This window comes from Mesorhizobium sp. M0761 (assembly GCF_040320205.1).
GTDB lineage: Bacteria > Pseudomonadota > Alphaproteobacteria > Rhizobiales > Rhizobiaceae > Mesorhizobium.
The window spans coordinates 98,976-114,010 of record NZ_JAMYPF010000014.1 but is presented as its reverse complement, the minus strand read 5'-3'; the positions used below and the strand labels follow the sequence as shown (position 1 = coordinate 114,010).

Sequence of the window (15,035 nt, the reverse complement as noted above, 5' to 3'; positions counted from 1 at the left end):
ACGCCGCGCATGTCCTCCGGAGCCTCGTCATGCGCGTAACCACCGAGTTTTGGGTGTCGGCCCTGCTGCGCCGTGTCTTCGGCGCCGGCGGCTTTGCGGCCGTCGTCAAGCGCGGCGCGACCGAGGCCGGCGCTGTCTTCGTGCTCTCCCGCGGCAGGCTGGGCGACGTCTCCCTGTTCGGCCCGGCGCCGCAGACGAGCTACGATTCGGACAAACCGGATGATCGCTTTTTCACGCTGCTCGGCGCCGGCGACGATGCCGCCGCGCTTGACGCCAGGCTTGAGCGGGAGAAAAAATTCGATCCCGACATCTGGGTGGTCGAGATCGAGGCCGGAACGGTTTCCGTCGAGGAGCTTCTCTCCGTCAAGACGCCTTGAGGCTGGCCCCTAAGCTGGCTTTGTCGACGTCCGGCGCTTGGTCGCCATTCGCGGCGACAGGGGTGTTGCCGCGCACCGCTCGCGACAATGTTTCGGCCTTCCAGCCGCGCACCTTGTCGAGCGCCGCCTCGTGGTGCAGCAGCCGGTAGCGGTCGAGGAAGATGCGGATCGCCTGCGGGTGCGGAAACTCCCGGGGGTAAACCGCGACCACGATCAGGAATGCCCTGTCCTCACTGAGGTCGAGCGCCCGCAGCGCGGCGAGCAGCGAGACATAGCTCGAATGCTCGGTCAGCGACCGCGCCGTCGAGAAGTCGATGTCGAGCGCGTCGGCAAGCGCGGTCTGGAAGAAGGCGGCCTTGCCGGTCAGCGCCGTCTCGCGCAGCTTGCTGTAAGTTGCTAAGCCGACGAAGGGATTGACCGATGTCGCCTCGCCCTCGGCGAGCATCATCGAGCGCAGGCGGCGCCTGGCGGTTTCGGCGGCGCTGCCGGGCAGTTTTGGTGCGCTGGGAGCGGCGGCAGCGGCTTCGGCGTCGGCGCCCGCCACGTCGGCGATCGGCTCGGGCTGCCGCACGCGCACCAGGGTCGGCTTTTCCAGCGCCTTGATCAACTGCGCGATGGTCGGGTTCAAATCCTTGCGGCGGGCAATGGCGCGCGCATGCGGCAGGCCGTGGCGGCCGATCAACGCGATCAGGTCGATGTCGCCCAGCGCCCGCGAACGGACGAGCAAGGGCGCGCAGACATCGACCGGCTCCTCGCAAAGCCGCCGCACCAGGGCGGCCGGCACATATTCGCATTCGGACAGGGCGGCGGCGACATAGCGGCGCGATTCGACCGGTACGCTGTCGAACAGCGGCAGCGTCAGATCCTCGAGCTGGGCGATCTCGCGGCGCGACGGGCGGGTCAGCGAGCAGAACGCCGACACGGCGGCGCGAAACAGCCTTTCGGCTTTTCCCGATTCCGTCCGTATGGCGATTTGCCTGAAATCCGAAGCTGACACGGAAGATACGCCCGACACTCGACACAACCCGGACCATGCTCAACCGCAACTATGTCGGTTTCGCGCAAGGCCTGGAACAAACATCAAATTAGCCGCGATCCGTTAGCGCTCCGTTAACCCTCTGCCGGCCTTAATCACATTTGGAGGCGTTGCGTTGTGCTCCGGGGCAACCGAGAGGAATACGCGAACCATGGGCATGGTACTGTCTTTCGTGCCGCGATCGGCACCAGTCAATCGAGCAGTTCAGGACACCGGTACGCCGGCGGCGGTGATCATTTTTCCCGGCGTCCGCTACGAGCATCCGCCATTGGCGGGCCAGGCGCGACCGGCGGACCAGCCGGGCACACCACGGACGCCCGTTCCGCACCACTGAATTTGCTGGTCGTCGGGGTGAGGTCAGTAGTCCTGCAGTTCGCAGGAGCTCTGGTCCAGGAACTGCGACACAACCGGCTTCCAGCTGTCGTCAGGCACCAAGGCGCGGATGACGAAGATGCCTTCCTCGATCGGCGCCTCGACGAAGATCGCCCCTTGCAGGTCTTCGGGAAGCTCCCTGCGCACGTCGATCATCTGTGCCGGCGTCAGCACCACGGTGTCCAGCTTGTTGCCGGTCGCCGTGCGGTCGTTGAATGAATAGAAATTGTGGCCGTTGCGGTCATAGACCGACACCGACCAGAACGGCACGCTGCCCGGCGCCTTGATCCGCACCACGCCTTCGGCAAGGTCGAAGCGGCAGGCGGCGGCGTAAAACAGCGGATCCACCGACTTCACCACCGGCGCGCCGCCCGCCTCGGCATCCAGCCTGGTCATCTTGTAGAGGTCGGACGCCATCGCCAGCCGTGACCAGGCATCGCGCTCGGTAAATTCCGGCACCAGCAAAAGCACCACGATGTGGACGATGCCGGCGCCGAGCAGGCCGAGCAGGATGGCGTGCAGCAACCTACGCATTGCAGCCAGCCTTGACGATCCGGGGCAGCGACACGTCGGAAAGGCCGGTGCTTGAGGCAATCGGCGTGTCGTAGAAGGTGAGCACGAAATACATCCGGCCAAAACCTTCGGTCAGAAGCCAGTTGCCGGGGGCCGGACGGTTGCCGACGGCGATGATCACCGAATTGTCGGGCTGACGCAGCACCTGGTAGGATTGCAGCGCCGCCAGCCTCGGCTTGCCGGTGTCGACCACGCCGAGCGATTGATCCGCGGCATAGAGCGTCCAGAACCGGGCGGTCGGGAAACTGCCTTCGATCCTGTAGTCGCATTGCCGCTGAAGCTCATCGCCGGCCGCATCGCGTTCGGCGATGAAGGACAAGCCTTCCGCCTTGCCGAGCGCCAGCACGCCCTCGCGCGCCACGCGCGCCTTCGAATAGGGGTCGGCATCTTGCGTGCCGATCTCGGGGAAGGCGGTCCATTGGCCGATGCTGATCGCGCCGACGCCGCTCTGCGCCTGCAGCGCATACCAGACGCTGCCGCCGCCGAGGCCGATGGCTATGGCAAGCGAAAGCAGCGTGAAAAAGGCGGTCTTGAGCATGAAGAACCGGGACGAGAGAATTATCGTTCGGGGATATAGCGGGGCAGGCCACAGAGCAAGCAGCGCTGTGGAATCAAAGCGCCGACAGGGTCTCCGGTGTCTGCGGCGAGCCGAGCACGGGCGCTGTCTGGAACACCTTGGTCATCTCGCGCAGCGTCTGTGTCGTGCGGCTGGACAACACCGCCGGGCGCTCGGCCGCGGCATCGGCGGCTGCCTGATCGGCGTTTTTCTTCTCCGCTTCCTCGGCTTTGGCCGCGATCTCTTCGTCGACGAAGGGCTTGTCTAGGCCGGGGATCGGCTTCAGGTCGATATTCTGGTGCGCGTAGACCATCAGCCGCTGCCACACCATCGCCGGCAGCGTGCCGCCGGTCATGTTGCGGGTCGGGGTGAAGTCGTCATTGCCGAGCCAGACGGCAGCCGTGTAATTGCCGGTGAAGCCGACGAACCAGGCGTCGCGGTAGGATTGCGTCGTCCCCGTCTTGCCAGCGACGACGATGTTGGGCAGCTGCGCGCGCCGCGCGGTGCCGATCGCCGGCACCGCAGCCAGCATGGTGTTCATGTATTTCAAAGCCTGTTCCGACAGAACCCGATGCGGCGCCGGCGCATCCTTGGCAAAGTCGTAGACGACATCGCCGGTGCGGGTGACGAGCTGGGTGATGCCGTGCCGCGAGCCGGCGAAGCCGTTCTGCGCGAACACGCTGTAGCCCGTCGCCTGGTCCATGACCGTCATGCCCGATGTGCCGAGCACCATGGTCTTGTGCGACTCCAGCGGCGATTCCACGCCGAATGATTCGGCCATCGCCTTGATCGGGCCGATGCCGAGATAGTCCTTGGCCAGCCGTACCGGCACGGTGTTGATCGATTTGGCGATCGCCGTGATCAGCGTCACATAGCCGGCCGAGCCGCCATTGTAATTGTGCGGTGACCAGCCGCCCCAGCTGATCGGCCCGCCTGAGACGACGGAGTCCGGGGTGAACCCGTGCTCCATGGCGGTGGCGTAGACGTAAGGTTTGAACGAGGAGCCGGTCTGGCGCAGCGCCTTGGTGGCGCGGTTGAACTGGCTTGCGCCATAGTCGCGGCCGCCGACAATGGCGCGTACCGCGCCATTGGTCTCGATCACTACAACGGCGCCCTCGGTGACGTTGTATTCCTTGCCGAACTGGCGGAGATGGAATTCGACGGATTCCTCCGCCGCTTTCTGGATGTTGGCGTCGAAAGTGGTGTGGGCGACCAGCGAATGCTGGCCGGGCTTGGCGATTTTCTTGACCTCATCGAAGGCCCAGTCGAGGTAATAATCCGGGCTCTTCTGCTCGCCGCGGTCGACGATCTCGGCTGGATGCAGCCTTGCCTGCAGCACCTGGCCTTCGGTCATGAAACCGGAATCGACGAGGTTCGACAGCACCACATTGGCGCGAGCACGGGCGGCGGGCAGGTTGATGTGCGGGGCGTATTTGGTCGGCGCCTTGAACAGGCCGGCCAGCATCGCCGCCTCGGCGAGGTTCAGATCCTTGACGCTCTTGCCGAAATAGAAATCCGCCGCCGCCTCGATGCCGAACGTGCCGCCGCCCATATAGGCGCGGTCGAGATAAAGCTGCAGGATCTCCTTCTTCGACAGATTGGCCTCCAGCCACAGCGACAGGAAGGCTTCCTTGATCTTGCGTTGGAAGGTCCGCTCATTCGACAGGAACAGGTTCTTGGCCAGCTGCTGGGTGATGCTGGAGCCGCCCTGGACGACGGAATTGGCCCGCACATTCTCGAAGATGGCGCGCGACAGGCCGAGCACGTCGATGCCGTAGTGCTCGAAGAAGCGCCGGTCCTCGGTCGCCAGCACTGCTTTGATGACATGGTCCGGCATCTCGTCGACAGGCACGGAATCGCGCTGGATGATGCCGCGCTGGCCAATCTCGTTGCCGTAGCGGTCGAGGAAGGTGACGGCGAAATCGCCCTGACTGCGCCAGTCGCCGGTGGTGATCTGGAAGGCCGGCATCGCGAGTGCGAGCAGCACGACGACGCCGCCGGCGCCCATCGTAAAACCTTCGCTCAGCACCTCGATGATGCCGCGTCGCCAGCCGGTGACTCGGAAGCGCCGCGAAAAAATGGTCGCCGATTCCCAGAACTGGCCGGCCTTGAAGCCGATTTCGTAGAGCGAGGAATCGATCCACGCGTCCACCGCCAGCAGTGCGGCGGCGATCGGACCTCTTCGTCTTGGACGTCGTTCTAAAGGACTGGCCATTCCCGAAACTCACCCAACCCACCTGAGAACCGCAAGCGGGCAATTTCAGGGCGGGCATACCCGGCGAAGACTATTCTTCCATTTCAGCCCGGCTCACAAGGGCAGCCAGGCCACACCGCACGGTTTGTTGAGCGCCGCCCGGATCGTGACGCTGGAGGTCGACGCCGTCGATGCCGACGCCAGTGGCTTCGAGCCAGTCTGGCACAAGGGCCGGCGCGTCGGCTTCGTCGCCTCAGCCGGCTATGGCTACACAATAGGCAAAAGCGTCGCGCTGACGTTGCTGGGCGACGAATTCGCCGGGGAGGGGACCGCGCTTTGGGTGCACATTGTCGGCGTCGAGCGGCCGGCGCGAATTATTCCGGCCTCGCCATACGACCCCGAGGGCAGGCGATGCGGCAATGAGGAGTTTTGGCCATGGTCGATGACATTATAAGGGAGACCAGGCGCGAGCGCCGGCGCGGGCACACCGGTGAGGCCGGCAGCGGGTCAAGCCGCCACCCGAACTATCGCTCGCTCAAGAACCCGTTCCTGCCGCAGCCGGTGTTTTCGGACGACCAGGTCGCGGCCATCCACGACACGGCGTTGCGCGTGCTGGAAGAGCTCGGCATCAAGGTGCTGCTGCCGGAGGCACGGGCGATCTACGCCAAAGCCGGTGCGCTGGTCGACGAGGACAGCCAGATGGTGCGCATCGGCCGCGATATTGTCACTGCGGCACTGGCCTCGGCGCCGAAATCCATCCGGGCGCTGGCGGGCAACCGTAGCCGCGATCTCATGCTGGAGCTCGGCTCGATGACGTTCCTGGCCGGAGCCGGGGCGCCCAACGTCACCGATCTCGAACGCGGACGGCGTCCGGGCACGCTCGCCGCTTTCGAAGAACTGACCAAGCTTGTTCAGAATTTCGACGTGCTGCATATGCTCGGCCCCTGGATCGAGCCTCAGGATGTCGACAACCGTTTGCGCCACTATGCCGTCAACCGTGCGCAGCTGACCCTGTCGGACAAGTTTCCCTTCGTCTTCGCCCGTGGCACGCCGCAGGTCGAGGACGGGTTCGAGATGATCAGGTTGGCGCGCGGCCTCTCGCAGGACGAGTTCCTTGCCGGCGTCCATTGCTATACCGTCATTAACACCAATTCGCCGCGCCAGCTCGATATCCCGATGGCGCAGGGCATCATCGACTTCGCCAAGGCCGGCCAGGTGTCCATCATCACGCCCTTCTGCCTGGCCGGCGCCATGGCGCCGATCACCGTCGCCGGCGCATTGACGCTGCAGCATGCCGAGGCGCTGGCTGGTCTCGCGCTGGCGCAGATGGTGCGGCCGGGCGCACCGGTGGTTTACGGATCCTTCTCCTCCAATGTCGACATGAAGTCCGGCGCACCGGCCTTCGGCACGCCCGAGCACGTCAAGGCGACGCTGGGCGCCGGCCAGCTGGCGCGCTTCACCGGCCTGCCTTGGCGGTCCGGCGGCGGCAGTGCGGCCAACATTTCCGATGTGCAGGCGGCGCACGAGACGCAGTTCGCGCTGTGGGGCTCGGTGCTTGCCGGCGCCACCGTCTGCATCCATGCCGCGGGCTGGCTGGAGGGTGGCCTCAGCGTCTCCTACGAGAAGCTGATCACCGATATCGAGGCATTGCAGACGGTTGCCGAACTCTGCGCTAGGACCCCCGGCGACGAGGATTCTATCGGCTTCGAGGCGATCGCCGAAGTCCAGCCGGGCGGGCATTTCTTCTCCGCCGGCCACACCATGACGCGCTACCGCACCGCCTTCTACGAGCCGCTGGTCGCCGACTGGTCGAATTTCGGCAGCTGGACGCAGTCCGGTTCGAAGTCGGCCACCGAGCGCGCCACCGGCATCTGGAAGCGGACGCTGGCCGAGTTCCAGCCGCCGGCGTCGGCCGTTGCCACATCCGATGTGCTCGACGAGTTCATTGCCCGCCGCACCGAAGAGGGCGGAGCGTTGCCGATGTCGTGAGGTTGGCAGCCGTCACATCGGCCGCTTGTCGCCGGTCTTCGACGGCTCGCGGCCAATCGGCCCGGCATCGGCCTGCGTGTGCTTGTCGGCGGCGATCCGGCGGATGCGATCGAAGCGGCTCTCCTCCGCCGGCTTGGTCGCGGATACAGCGTTTGGCTTCGGGGCAAATGTGATCATCTGTCGATCTCCCTGTCGTTGCTGACTGGTCTTGACTGACTGACGGAAATTCCTGGCTCGCCGGGGAAATGTCCCCGGCAGCCTGTTCTGATTTATGCCCGCCCAGATTCCCAGGCGGGCAATTTTCGGGCGATGGTCAGTAGCCGCCCATGCCGCCACCGCCGCCCGCAGGCGCCGCATCCTTGGCCGGAACGTCGGTGATCATCGCTTCGGCGGTGATCAGAAGCGCTGCAATCGAGCCGGCATCCTGCAGTGCGGTGCGCACCACTTTCGCCGGATCGACGATGCCCGCCTTGATCATGTCGACATAGACCTCGTTCTGGGCATCAAAGCCCTGATTGTGGTCCTTGCTGTCGGACAGCCTGCCGACGACGATCGAGCCTTCGACACCGGAATTCTCGGCGATCTGGCGGATCGGCGCTTCGAGTGCCCTGAGCACGATCGAAATGCCTGCCGTCACATCGTCATTGGCGCCAGTCAGCCCGGCCAGCGCCGATCTGGCGCGCAGAAGCGCCACGCCACCGCCGGGCACGATGCCTTCTTCCACCGCCGCGCGCGTCGCATTCAGCGCGTCGTCGATGCGGTCCTTCTTTTCCTTCACTTCAGACTCGGTGACGCCGCCGACGCGGATCACGGCGACGCCGCCGGCGAGCTTGGCCAGCCGCTCCTGCAGCTTCTCCTTATCGTAATCGGACGTGGTCTCCTCGATCTGGCCCTTGATCTGCGCGATGCGCGCCTGGATGGTCGCCTTGGTGCCGGCGCCGTCGATGATCGTGGTGGTGTCCTTCTCGATCAGTACGCGCTTGGCGCGGCCAAGCATCTCGATGGTGACGTTTTCGAGCTTGATGCCGAGATCCTCGGAAATCATCTGGCCCGATGTCAGCACGGCGATGTCTTCCAGCATCGCCTTGCGGCGATCGCCGAAGCCCGGCGCCTTGACGGCCGCGACCTTGAGGCCGCCGCGCAGCTTGTTGACGACCAGCGTCGCCAGTGCTTCGCCTTCGACGTCTTCCGAGATGATCAGCAACGGCCTGCCGCTCTGCACCACTGCTTCGAGGATCGGCAGCATCGCCTGCAGATTGCCGAGCTTCTTCTCGTGGATGAGCACGTAAGGCTCTTCCAGTTCGACGCGCATCTTGTCGGCATTGGTGACGAAATAGGGTGAGAGATAGCCGCGGTCGAACTGCATGCCTTCGACGACGTCGAGTTCGGTGTCGGCGGTCTTGGCCTCCTCGACGGTGATGACGCCGTCATTGCCGACCTTGTCCATCGCCTTGGCGATCATGGCGCCGACGCTGGCATCGCCATTGGCGGCGATGGTGCCGACCTGCGCGATCTCGGCCGACGACTTGACCTTCTTGGCCTTCGCCTTGATGTCCTTGACCACGGCGGCGACAGCCTGGTCGATGCCACGCTTGAGGTCCATCGGGTTCATGCCCGCGGCAACCAGCTTGGCGCCTTCGCGCAGGATCGATGCGGCCAGCACCGTGGCGGTGGTGGTGCCGTCACCGGCGAGGTCGTTGGTCTTCGAAGCCACTTCGCGCACCATCTGCGCGCCCATGTTCTCGAACTTGTCAGCAAGCTCGATTTCCTTGGCCACCGTCACACCGTCCTTGGTGATGCGCGGCGCGCCATAGGCCTTGTCGATGATGACGTTGCGGCCCTTGGGGCCGAGCGTGACCTTCACCGCATTGGTGAGGATCTCGACGCCGCGCAGCATGCGGTCGCGCGCGTCGGTGGCGAATTTGATTTCCTTGGCAGACATTTTTTTCAATCCCGTTGGTGTGGTGAAGCAAGCGGCTCGCCGGAGCCTGGCAAAGCCAGGCCGGTCAGGCAGCCTTCTTGGCTTTGACGCTCTTCTCGGTGACGACCGTCCCGCTCTTGCCGATAGCGGCCGTCTCGCTCTTGTCGATGACGCCCATAATGTCGGCTTCCTTCATGATCAGCAGGTCCTCGCCGTCGATCTTGACCTCGGTGCCCGACCATTTGCCGAACAGGATGAAGTCGCCGGCCTTGACGTCGAGCGGAACAAGCGCGCCGTTTTCGTCGCGTGCGCCCGGCCCAACGGCGATGACTTCGCCTTCCTGCGGCTTTTCCTTGGCATTGTCGGGAATGATGATGCCGCCCTTGGATTTGACATCGCCTTCGGCGCGCCGGATGACGACGCGGTCGTGGAGTGGCCGAAACTTCATGAGAACTTCTTTCTGGGGCCGGCATAGGCGACCGCGCCGTTCTTATAGGCGTGTTGGCACTCGATAGATAGGAGTGCCAAAAATTATTCGTGGCCAAAATTAAATATTAAAAAGTATTATGATGTCTGCCGGGTTCGAAACGTCGCGAGGCGCCTAGATATTTCGAAAAATTGAATTTCGAGGCCAAAGCGACTATTTATATCGTAAGTTCGATTTCACAATTTCAGGCACGAGGAGATTTATGCGATGGCCGAAGGCAATCAGAGCATCATGGAAAAAGCTGAAGCCCGCTTCATGGACAAGCAGAAGAAGACGGCCGAGCGCAACAAGGCAACCTCCGACTACATGTCCGAAGCGAGGGCCAGGGAGATCAAGACGGCAAGGCTCAGGGAATTGCGCCTGGCCAAGGAAGAGGCCGACCGCGTCGCGGAAGCCTTGAACCCGACACCGAAGAAGAAGCGGGCTACCGTCAAGAAAGCCGCCGCCGCGCCGAAGGGGGGCACGTCATGAGCCTGACATTCCCCAATCCAAGCCGCTTCTATGACGAGGCCGGCAAGCGCATCCGCTTTGTCGGCCATGACGGCATGTTCCAGATTTCCTTCTCCGTCGCAGCCGATGCCCTCTCGAAGGTGCCATCAGGGACGGCGACCGCGGAAGCCACCTATCTGGCGGCCTTCGACACCGCGTCCAGCTCCATCCATGACATTGCCAGCAAGGCCTACGCCCGCACCCGCAAGAGCATTTATGTGCTCACAGCCGCGGATTTCGGCTAGCGCGCGTTCGTCTTGCATCAGGGCGGCTGAGATCAGCGTGCGTCAGGACTTGCGGTCGGCTTTTGCCCGCCGCTTGACGTCCCGGCTGTTCAGGCGGTCGGCCATCGCTTCCGCATCCCGCAAATTCATGGCCACCATTACCTGTTGCTTAAGCTCGACAGGCTGGCCGGTGAAGATGTCGAAGATAGTCCAGCTCTCGGGCTCGTCCATGCGCAACGCGTAGCGGTTTGCCATATCGGCATCAGGCCCTTGACATGAAAAATGCCGCCGCCAGGATCAGGATTGTCCAGGCCACCACCGACAGCTTCAAGGCCAGGCCGCCATGCATTGAAAGTATCTCGCGCATGCGCAGGGCCACGGTGCTCTTCGACAGGGCGGGTGCTGCCGCAATCGCGACCGGGGGCTTGACGCCGAGCTTTCCAAAAGCCGGCAGCAGCGGTGGCGTTCGCATGAAATGACCTCGAATTGCCGGAGAAAACAGGGCTCCTCATAACACCCTTCTTGAAACTCCCCGCATGCCAAATAGAACCCGGTCCGTGAAAGGGCCATGCCGCCCGATTCGCCGCCTTCCATCAGGCGGATCGTCATCTGGCGAAATCCGTGCAACGCGGTTAGGTTGCGCGCGAAACTGAGGTTGTTCAAAGCGTGACAGGCGAACGGAGACGACGATGACGGCGCCCGGCGATTTGCTGCAAGCCTTGTTCATGAGATTGAAGAGCGATGCCTCGCTGACGGCGCTGCTCGGCGGCGCCGGGTTGCGCGAGCAGGCGGCCGACAGTGCCGCCTTCCCTTATGTGACCTATGGCAGGACCAGCGCATTCGATCTGGACACCGGCGCCGACAATGATGACGACCAGCTCATCACGCTGCATGTCTGGTCGAAGGCGCAAGGCGAGGCCGAGACGCGTCTGATCATGGACAGCATCCGGGCGCGCCTTGACGGCGCCGCTTTCGCCACCGGCTCGCGCGACCAGACCCGCCTGTCCCTGGAGTTCGCCGAGGCCCGCTACGACGAGGACCTGGCGCTCTACCACGGGGTGCTGCGGATACGCGCTCTCACCGAGCAAAGTGATTGAAGCAACCTAGATTTGCGCCTGAATCTCGGCCTTGTCGATGACTGACCACACCTCGCGGATGCGACCCTCTCCGAATTCGTAGAAAACATTCTCAGCGAACGACACGCGCTTGCCGTTCACCGGCAGGCCGAACAGCACGCCCTTGGGATGACAGTCGAAATGCAGGCGCGCCGCCACGCGCGGCGGCTGGCAGACCAGCAGTTCGATGTTGAAGCGGAGGTCGGGAATCGCCTCGAAATCGCCTTCGAGCATACGGCGATAACCCGACAGGCCGAGCATTTCGCCATTGTGCTGCACCTCGTCGCCGACAAAGTCTCCAAGTTTCGCCCAGTCCTGGGCATTCAGGCAAGCGATATAGCCCCGGTAAAGGTCGGCAAGGTCTTTATCCGTCATGGCGCCCTCCGATGATTTGGCGTTTCCCGCGCTATTTAGGGCGGCCTTCAGAATGGTCTCGCCTTGACCTGTTCCCAATCTGGCTGCGAATTGAGAACCTGCGCGCAAAAACCATAGCCGCGCAGCCGGTTTTCCGGTTATGAATCCATTGCCCGGTCTGAGGGACTGGGCGGTAGGATCGCATTCATTCGTTGCGCGCGCAGGGGGTATTGCGGGGATGGATTTTCACCCGTTCACCGTTCATTTCACGTTCAGCACAGTTGCGTTACAACGCCGACCATGAAAACGCTTCGCTCTCATGTCAGAACCGCGATACTGGCGCTCACAGCGGCCGGCCTGTTGGCGTCGCAAGCGACGCCGGCAGCCGCGGCGGATTGCTACGCGATCGGCCAGCAGGTTGCCGAGCAGAATGGCGGCACGCTGGCCAAGGCTTCGCAGACGACGCGTGGCGGCCAGGAGGTCTGCGTCATCGTCGTGCTTGTGCCGGGCAAGGACGGCCAGCGTCCGCGCCGTTCCGAGATCGTCGTCCCGGCGAACTGATCCAATCTTCCCTCTTGCAGGGCTCGTTTCCCAGACCACCGGAATCGGCCTATAGCTGACACATCAACAGGCCTGACCGATCATGCGCGTACTCGTCGTAGAAGATGACAAGGATCTCAACCGGCAGCTGGCCGACGCGCTGGTCGATGCCGGCTATGTCGTCGACCGCTCCTATGACGGCGAGGAGGGGCATTTCCTCGGCGACACGGAGCCCTACGATGCCGTCGTGCTCGACATCGGCCTGCCGCAGATGGACGGCATCAGCGTCGTCGAGCGCTGGCGCCGCAACGGCCGCAAGATGCCGGTGCTGATCCTGACAGCGCGCGACCGCTGGAGCGACAAGGTGTCGGGCATCGATGCCGGCGCCGACGACTATGTCACCAAGCCGTTCCACATCGAGGAGGTGCTGGCCAGGGTGAGGGCGCTGATCCGCCGCGCCGCCGGCCATGCCTCGTCCGAGCTCACTTGCGGGCCGCTGCGCCTCGACACCAAGGCCTCCAAGGCCGATGTCAACGGCGTGCCGCTGAAGCTGACCTCGCATGAGTTCCGCCTGCTGGCCTATCTGATGCACCATATGGGCGAGGTGGTGTCGCGCACCGAGCTGGTCGAGCATCTTTACGACCAGGATTTCGACCGCGATTCCAACACCATCGAGGTCTTTGTCGGCCGGCTGCGCAAGAAGATGGGCATCGACATGATCGAAACCGTGCGCGGCATGGGCTATCGCATGCGTGAGCCGGAGGCGTAAGGCGGAACCGCTCCCCATACCAGCAAGGAAGCCTTTTTCGGCGCGGCTCTGGCCGCGCTCGCTGGCCTTCCGCGTCATCGGCTTTTCCACGATCTGGGCGATCCTCACCCTGATCGTCATCTTCACTCTGATCACCACGCTCTACCGCCAGGCCAGCGAGCGCGGCTTCGACAGCCTGCTGTCGGCGCATCTGTTCAATCTGATCGGCTCGGTCGGCGTTTCCGAATCCGGCCAGCTCACCGGTGCTCCCGACCTTGGCGACCTGCGCTTCTCGGAGCCGAATTCGGGCTGGTACTGGTCGGTGGAGCCGGCTTCCGAAGGTGTGCACGGCAACCTTCATTCGTCCTCGATGACCACGACGATCCCGTCGCCGACCGTCGCCGAGGTGCCGTTCAATTCGAGCTTCCAGCGCAGCTACTCCACCGACGGTATCGGCGACGAGCAGCTCGAAGTGTTCGAGAGCGAATTCGTGCTCGATGCCAAGAACCGCGCCGCGCGCTTCCGCGTGATGGGCAACAAGACCGAGCTCGAACAGGAGATCGCCACCTTCCAGGGCCGATTGCTGACCTATCTCAGCCTGTTCGGCGTCGGCATGATCGCCATCAATGCGATTGCTATCCTGCTCGGCCTCCAGCCCTTGCGCCGGGTTCGCAACGCGCTTGCCCAGGTGCGCGAAGGCACGGCGCAGCGGCTCGATGGCCGGTTTCCCGCCGAGATCGAGCCGCTCGCCAACGAGACCAATGCGCTGATCGAAAACAACAAGCGCATCGTCGAGCGCTCGCGCACGCAGGTCGGCAACCTCGCCCATTCGCTGAAGACGCCGCTCGCAGTTTTGATCAACGAGGGCCGGGCGCTCGGCGGCGCCAAGGGCCAGCTCATCGCCGACCAGGCCGCCTCGATGCAGAAGCAGGTCGACCATTATCTGCAGCGGGCTCGGGTCGCCGCGCAGCGCGACAGCGTCGTCTACCGCACGCCGGTGACCCCGCTGGTGCAGCGCATGGTGCGCGTGCTGCAAAAACTCAAGCCTGATGTCAGCCTGTCGCTTACGCTGCCGGCGGCCGACATCGTCTTTGCTGGCGAGCGCGAGGATTTGGAGGAACTGCTCGGCAACCTTCTCGACAATGCGATGAAATGGGCGAAGAGCACTGTTGCCGTATCCGTCACGCCGGCCGCAGCCGGCCTGTTCGAGCTATCGATCGAGGATGACGGTCCCGGCATCCCCGAGGACAAGGCCCGCGATGTCTTGAAACGCGGCCGGCGCCTCGACGAGACAAAGCCGGGAACCGGGCTCGGACTTGCCATCGTTGCCGACCTCGTCAACGAGTATGGCGGGGCGCTGGCGTTGGAACGCTCCACGATGGGCGGGCTGAAGGCGGTTGTGCGCTTGCGGAGCTTGCAATGATGTACTGCCCAGGGCCAATCGACACGGCCGAATGCCTGTGTTATGGCGGCCCCTCGATTGCACAAAGGCCGTTAAAAACGGCCAAATTTCCGACAAATGTCAATAGTATGACGTCCTGACGCCCCCGATGACGCGGCCCCCAGCGCATCCCGTTCAAGAAAACCGGTTGTTGGCATGAAGATTCGCGTTGCGCTCGTTTCCGCACTGCTCGCTCTTTCCGGCTGCGGAACGCTGGGCAAGGGCAGTGGCCCGGATATCTCCATCACCACCCCCCCCGCGTCGCCTCCTTCAGGGGCCAAAGTCGCGACGACGATCATCTCGGCCATGGCCGGCGGGCTCGTCGGCGGATCGATCGGCAGCGGCCTGAACAGCACCGAGAAGCGCAAGGCGCTCGAGGCGGAATACAAGGCGCTCGAATATACGGCGAGCGGCCAGAAGGTGACGTGGAAGAGCGACAGTTCGGCTCATTCCGGCGAAGTCGTCGCGGCCCAGCCCTACCGCGTCGGCTCGCAGGATTGCCGCCAGTACACCCATACGGTGTTTACCGGCACGGCCGGCCAGACCGCGCGGGGCACCGCATGCCGCAACGCCGACGGCAGCTGGACGCCGCTGACCTGAACATTGGGCCGGGGTCGGA

20 protein-coding genes are annotated in these 15,035 nt (G+C 63.8%); 10 read left to right on the top strand and 10 right to left on the bottom strand.

What is annotated here, in order from left to right; genetic code table 11:
- The first annotated feature begins 29 nt into the window (after positions 1–29).
- Entirely contained in the window at positions 30–377 is a 348-nt protein-coding gene (locus NKI32_RS21965) for a DUF1491 family protein (protein ID WP_023698568.1), read from the top strand.
- Here the strand turns inward: NKI32_RS21965 and NKI32_RS21960 are convergent.
- From NKI32_RS21960 to NKI32_RS21945, 4 genes are all read right to left on the bottom strand, one after another.
- The gene (locus NKI32_RS21960) at positions 364–1,374 is read right to left on the bottom strand and encodes a hypothetical protein (RefSeq protein WP_353003579.1); all 1,011 of its coding nucleotides are present in this window, start codon (positions 1,372–1,374) and stop codon (positions 364–366) included. The two genes, NKI32_RS21965 and NKI32_RS21960, sit on opposite strands and share 14 nt — an antisense overlap.
- A 396-nt stretch (positions 1,375–1,770) precedes the next feature.
- Positions 1,771–2,319, bottom strand: coding sequence for a DUF1254 domain-containing protein (locus tag NKI32_RS21955; RefSeq protein ID WP_023702197.1), 549 nt, complete (start codon positions 2,317–2,319; stop codon positions 1,771–1,773).
- Complete coding sequence (locus NKI32_RS21950; RefSeq protein WP_023670163.1) at positions 2,312–2,896, bottom strand: DUF1214 domain-containing protein; 585 nt, start codon at positions 2,894–2,896, stop codon at positions 2,312–2,314. The genes NKI32_RS21955 and NKI32_RS21950 overlap by 8 nt, the downstream gene beginning before the upstream one ends.
- 73 nt (positions 2,897–2,969) lie before the next feature.
- The gene (locus tag NKI32_RS21945; protein ID WP_353003577.1) at positions 2,970–5,129 is read right to left on the bottom strand and encodes a transglycosylase domain-containing protein; all 2,160 of its coding nucleotides are present in this window, start codon (positions 5,127–5,129) and stop codon (positions 2,970–2,972) included.
- A 127-nt stretch (positions 5,130–5,256) separates the two neighbouring features.
- Between NKI32_RS21945 and NKI32_RS21940 the strand changes: the two genes are divergently transcribed.
- Both NKI32_RS21940 and NKI32_RS21935 read left to right on the top strand, forming a co-directional pair.
- On the top strand, positions 5,257–5,562 hold the full coding sequence (locus NKI32_RS21940; protein ID WP_023727644.1) for a glycine cleavage T C-terminal barrel domain-containing protein: 306 nt from the start codon (positions 5,257–5,259) through the stop codon (positions 5,560–5,562).
- Entirely contained in the window at positions 5,544–7,097 is a 1,554-nt protein-coding gene (locus NKI32_RS21935) for a trimethylamine methyltransferase family protein (protein WP_353003575.1), read from the top strand. Before NKI32_RS21940 ends, NKI32_RS21935 begins: the two co-directional genes overlap by 19 nt.
- 12 nt (positions 7,098–7,109) lie before the next feature.
- Here NKI32_RS21935 and NKI32_RS21930 read toward each other — a convergent pair whose 3' ends face one another.
- The 3 genes from NKI32_RS21930 to NKI32_RS21920 form a co-directional block, all read right to left on the bottom strand.
- Positions 7,110–7,274, bottom strand: coding sequence for a hypothetical protein (locus NKI32_RS21930; RefSeq protein WP_023698576.1), 165 nt, complete (start codon positions 7,272–7,274; stop codon positions 7,110–7,112).
- A gap of 136 nt (positions 7,275–7,410) precedes the next feature.
- Positions 7,411–9,039 (bottom strand): chaperonin GroEL, encoded by a 1,629-nt coding sequence (gene groL / locus NKI32_RS21925; RefSeq protein ID WP_023684537.1) that lies wholly within the window; start codon positions 9,037–9,039, stop codon positions 7,411–7,413.
- Positions 9,040–9,103: 64 nt separating this feature from the next.
- Complete coding sequence (locus NKI32_RS21920) at positions 9,104–9,466, bottom strand: co-chaperone GroES (protein ID WP_023698577.1); 363 nt, start codon at positions 9,464–9,466, stop codon at positions 9,104–9,106.
- 246 nt (positions 9,467–9,712) lie between these two features.
- Here NKI32_RS21920 and NKI32_RS21915 point away from each other — a divergent pair, with 246 nt between their 5' ends.
- Positions 9,713–9,976: a hypothetical protein gene (locus tag NKI32_RS21915; protein WP_023670169.1), complete on the top strand. Its 264-nt coding sequence runs from the start codon at positions 9,713–9,715 to the stop codon at positions 9,974–9,976.
- Entirely contained in the window at positions 9,973–10,239 is a 267-nt protein-coding gene (locus tag NKI32_RS21910) for a DUF1488 family protein (protein ID WP_023698579.1), read from the top strand. Before NKI32_RS21915 ends, NKI32_RS21910 begins: the two co-directional genes overlap by 4 nt.
- Before the next feature lie 42 nt (positions 10,240–10,281).
- On the opposite strand, the gene NKI32_RS21905 is transcribed toward NKI32_RS21910, so the two are convergent.
- Complete coding sequence (locus tag NKI32_RS21905) at positions 10,282–10,473, bottom strand: hypothetical protein (RefSeq protein ID WP_023670171.1); 192 nt, start codon at positions 10,471–10,473, stop codon at positions 10,282–10,284.
- Positions 10,474–10,480: 7 nt separating this feature from the next.
- Positions 10,481–10,690, bottom strand: coding sequence for a hypothetical protein (locus NKI32_RS21900; protein WP_023692810.1), 210 nt, complete (start codon positions 10,688–10,690; stop codon positions 10,481–10,483).
- A 217-nt stretch (positions 10,691–10,907) separates the two neighbouring features.
- On the opposite strand from NKI32_RS21900, the gene NKI32_RS21895 reads away from it, so the two are divergent.
- A complete protein-coding gene (locus NKI32_RS21895) occupies positions 10,908–11,315 on the top strand; it encodes a DUF3168 domain-containing protein (RefSeq protein WP_023670173.1) in 408 nt (135 codons plus the stop codon).
- Positions 11,316–11,321: 6 nt separating this feature from the next.
- On the opposite strand, the gene NKI32_RS21890 is transcribed toward NKI32_RS21895, so the two are convergent.
- The gene (locus NKI32_RS21890; RefSeq protein ID WP_023684533.1) at positions 11,322–11,708 is read right to left on the bottom strand and encodes an ester cyclase; all 387 of its coding nucleotides are present in this window, start codon (positions 11,706–11,708) and stop codon (positions 11,322–11,324) included.
- A 279-nt stretch (positions 11,709–11,987) separates the two neighbouring features.
- Between NKI32_RS21890 and NKI32_RS21885 the strand changes: the two genes are divergently transcribed.
- The 4 genes from NKI32_RS21885 (at position 11,988) to NKI32_RS21870 (ending at position 15,016) form a co-directional block, all read left to right on the top strand.
- Complete coding sequence (locus tag NKI32_RS21885) at positions 11,988–12,248, top strand: hypothetical protein (RefSeq protein ID WP_023670174.1); 261 nt, start codon at positions 11,988–11,990, stop codon at positions 12,246–12,248.
- 82 nt (positions 12,249–12,330) lie between these two features.
- Positions 12,331–12,996 carry a response regulator transcription factor gene (locus tag NKI32_RS21880; protein WP_023670175.1) on the top strand — a complete coding sequence of 222 codons (666 nt, stop codon included), beginning with the start codon at positions 12,331–12,333 and terminating at the stop codon, positions 12,994–12,996.
- On the top strand, positions 12,980–14,398 hold the full coding sequence (locus NKI32_RS21875; protein ID WP_023702189.1) for an ATP-binding protein: 1,419 nt from the start codon (positions 12,980–12,982) through the stop codon (positions 14,396–14,398). The genes NKI32_RS21880 and NKI32_RS21875 overlap by 17 nt, the downstream gene beginning before the upstream one ends.
- Before the next feature lie 174 nt (positions 14,399–14,572).
- On the top strand, positions 14,573–15,016 hold the full coding sequence (locus tag NKI32_RS21870; RefSeq protein WP_023742652.1) for an RT0821/Lpp0805 family surface protein: 444 nt from the start codon (positions 14,573–14,575) through the stop codon (positions 15,014–15,016).
- The last annotated feature ends 19 nt before the right edge of the window (positions 15,017–15,035 follow it).

Coding starts and splice junctions, on each gene's coding strand:
- NKI32_RS21965 (WP_023698568.1), top strand. CDS start 30: ATGCGCGTAACCACCGAGTTTTGGGTGTCGGCCCTGCTGCGCCGTGTC.
- NKI32_RS21955 (WP_023702197.1), bottom strand. CDS start 2,319: ATGCGTAGGTTGCTGCACGCCATCCTGCTCGGCCTGCTCGGCGCCGGC.
- NKI32_RS21950 (WP_023670163.1), bottom strand. CDS start 2,896: ATGCTCAAGACCGCCTTTTTCACGCTGCTTTCGCTTGCCATAGCCATC.
- NKI32_RS21945 (WP_353003577.1), bottom strand. CDS start 5,129: ATGGCCAGTCCTTTAGAACGACGTCCAAGACGAAGAGGTCCGATCGCC.
- NKI32_RS21935 (WP_353003575.1), top strand. CDS start 5,544: ATGGTCGATGACATTATAAGGGAGACCAGGCGCGAGCGCCGGCGCGGG.
- NKI32_RS21930 (WP_023698576.1), bottom strand. CDS start 7,274: ATGATCACATTTGCCCCGAAGCCAAACGCTGTATCCGCGACCAAGCCG.
- groL (WP_023684537.1), bottom strand. CDS start 9,039: ATGTCTGCCAAGGAAATCAAATTCGCCACCGACGCGCGCGACCGCATG.
- NKI32_RS21920 (WP_023698577.1), bottom strand. CDS start 9,466: ATGAAGTTTCGGCCACTCCACGACCGCGTCGTCATCCGGCGCGCCGAA.
- NKI32_RS21915 (WP_023670169.1), top strand. CDS start 9,713: ATGGCCGAAGGCAATCAGAGCATCATGGAAAAAGCTGAAGCCCGCTTC.
- NKI32_RS21910 (WP_023698579.1), top strand. CDS start 9,973: ATGAGCCTGACATTCCCCAATCCAAGCCGCTTCTATGACGAGGCCGGC.
- NKI32_RS21905 (WP_023670171.1), bottom strand. CDS start 10,473: ATGGCAAACCGCTACGCGTTGCGCATGGACGAGCCCGAGAGCTGGACT.
- NKI32_RS21900 (WP_023692810.1), bottom strand. CDS start 10,690: ATGCGAACGCCACCGCTGCTGCCGGCTTTTGGAAAGCTCGGCGTCAAG.
- NKI32_RS21895 (WP_023670173.1), top strand. CDS start 10,908: ATGACGGCGCCCGGCGATTTGCTGCAAGCCTTGTTCATGAGATTGAAG.
- NKI32_RS21890 (WP_023684533.1), bottom strand. CDS start 11,708: ATGACGGATAAAGACCTTGCCGACCTTTACCGGGGCTATATCGCTTGC.
- NKI32_RS21885 (WP_023670174.1), top strand. CDS start 11,988: ATGAAAACGCTTCGCTCTCATGTCAGAACCGCGATACTGGCGCTCACA.
- NKI32_RS21880 (WP_023670175.1), top strand. CDS start 12,331: ATGCGCGTACTCGTCGTAGAAGATGACAAGGATCTCAACCGGCAGCTG.
- NKI32_RS21870 (WP_023742652.1), top strand. CDS start 14,573: ATGAAGATTCGCGTTGCGCTCGTTTCCGCACTGCTCGCTCTTTCCGGC.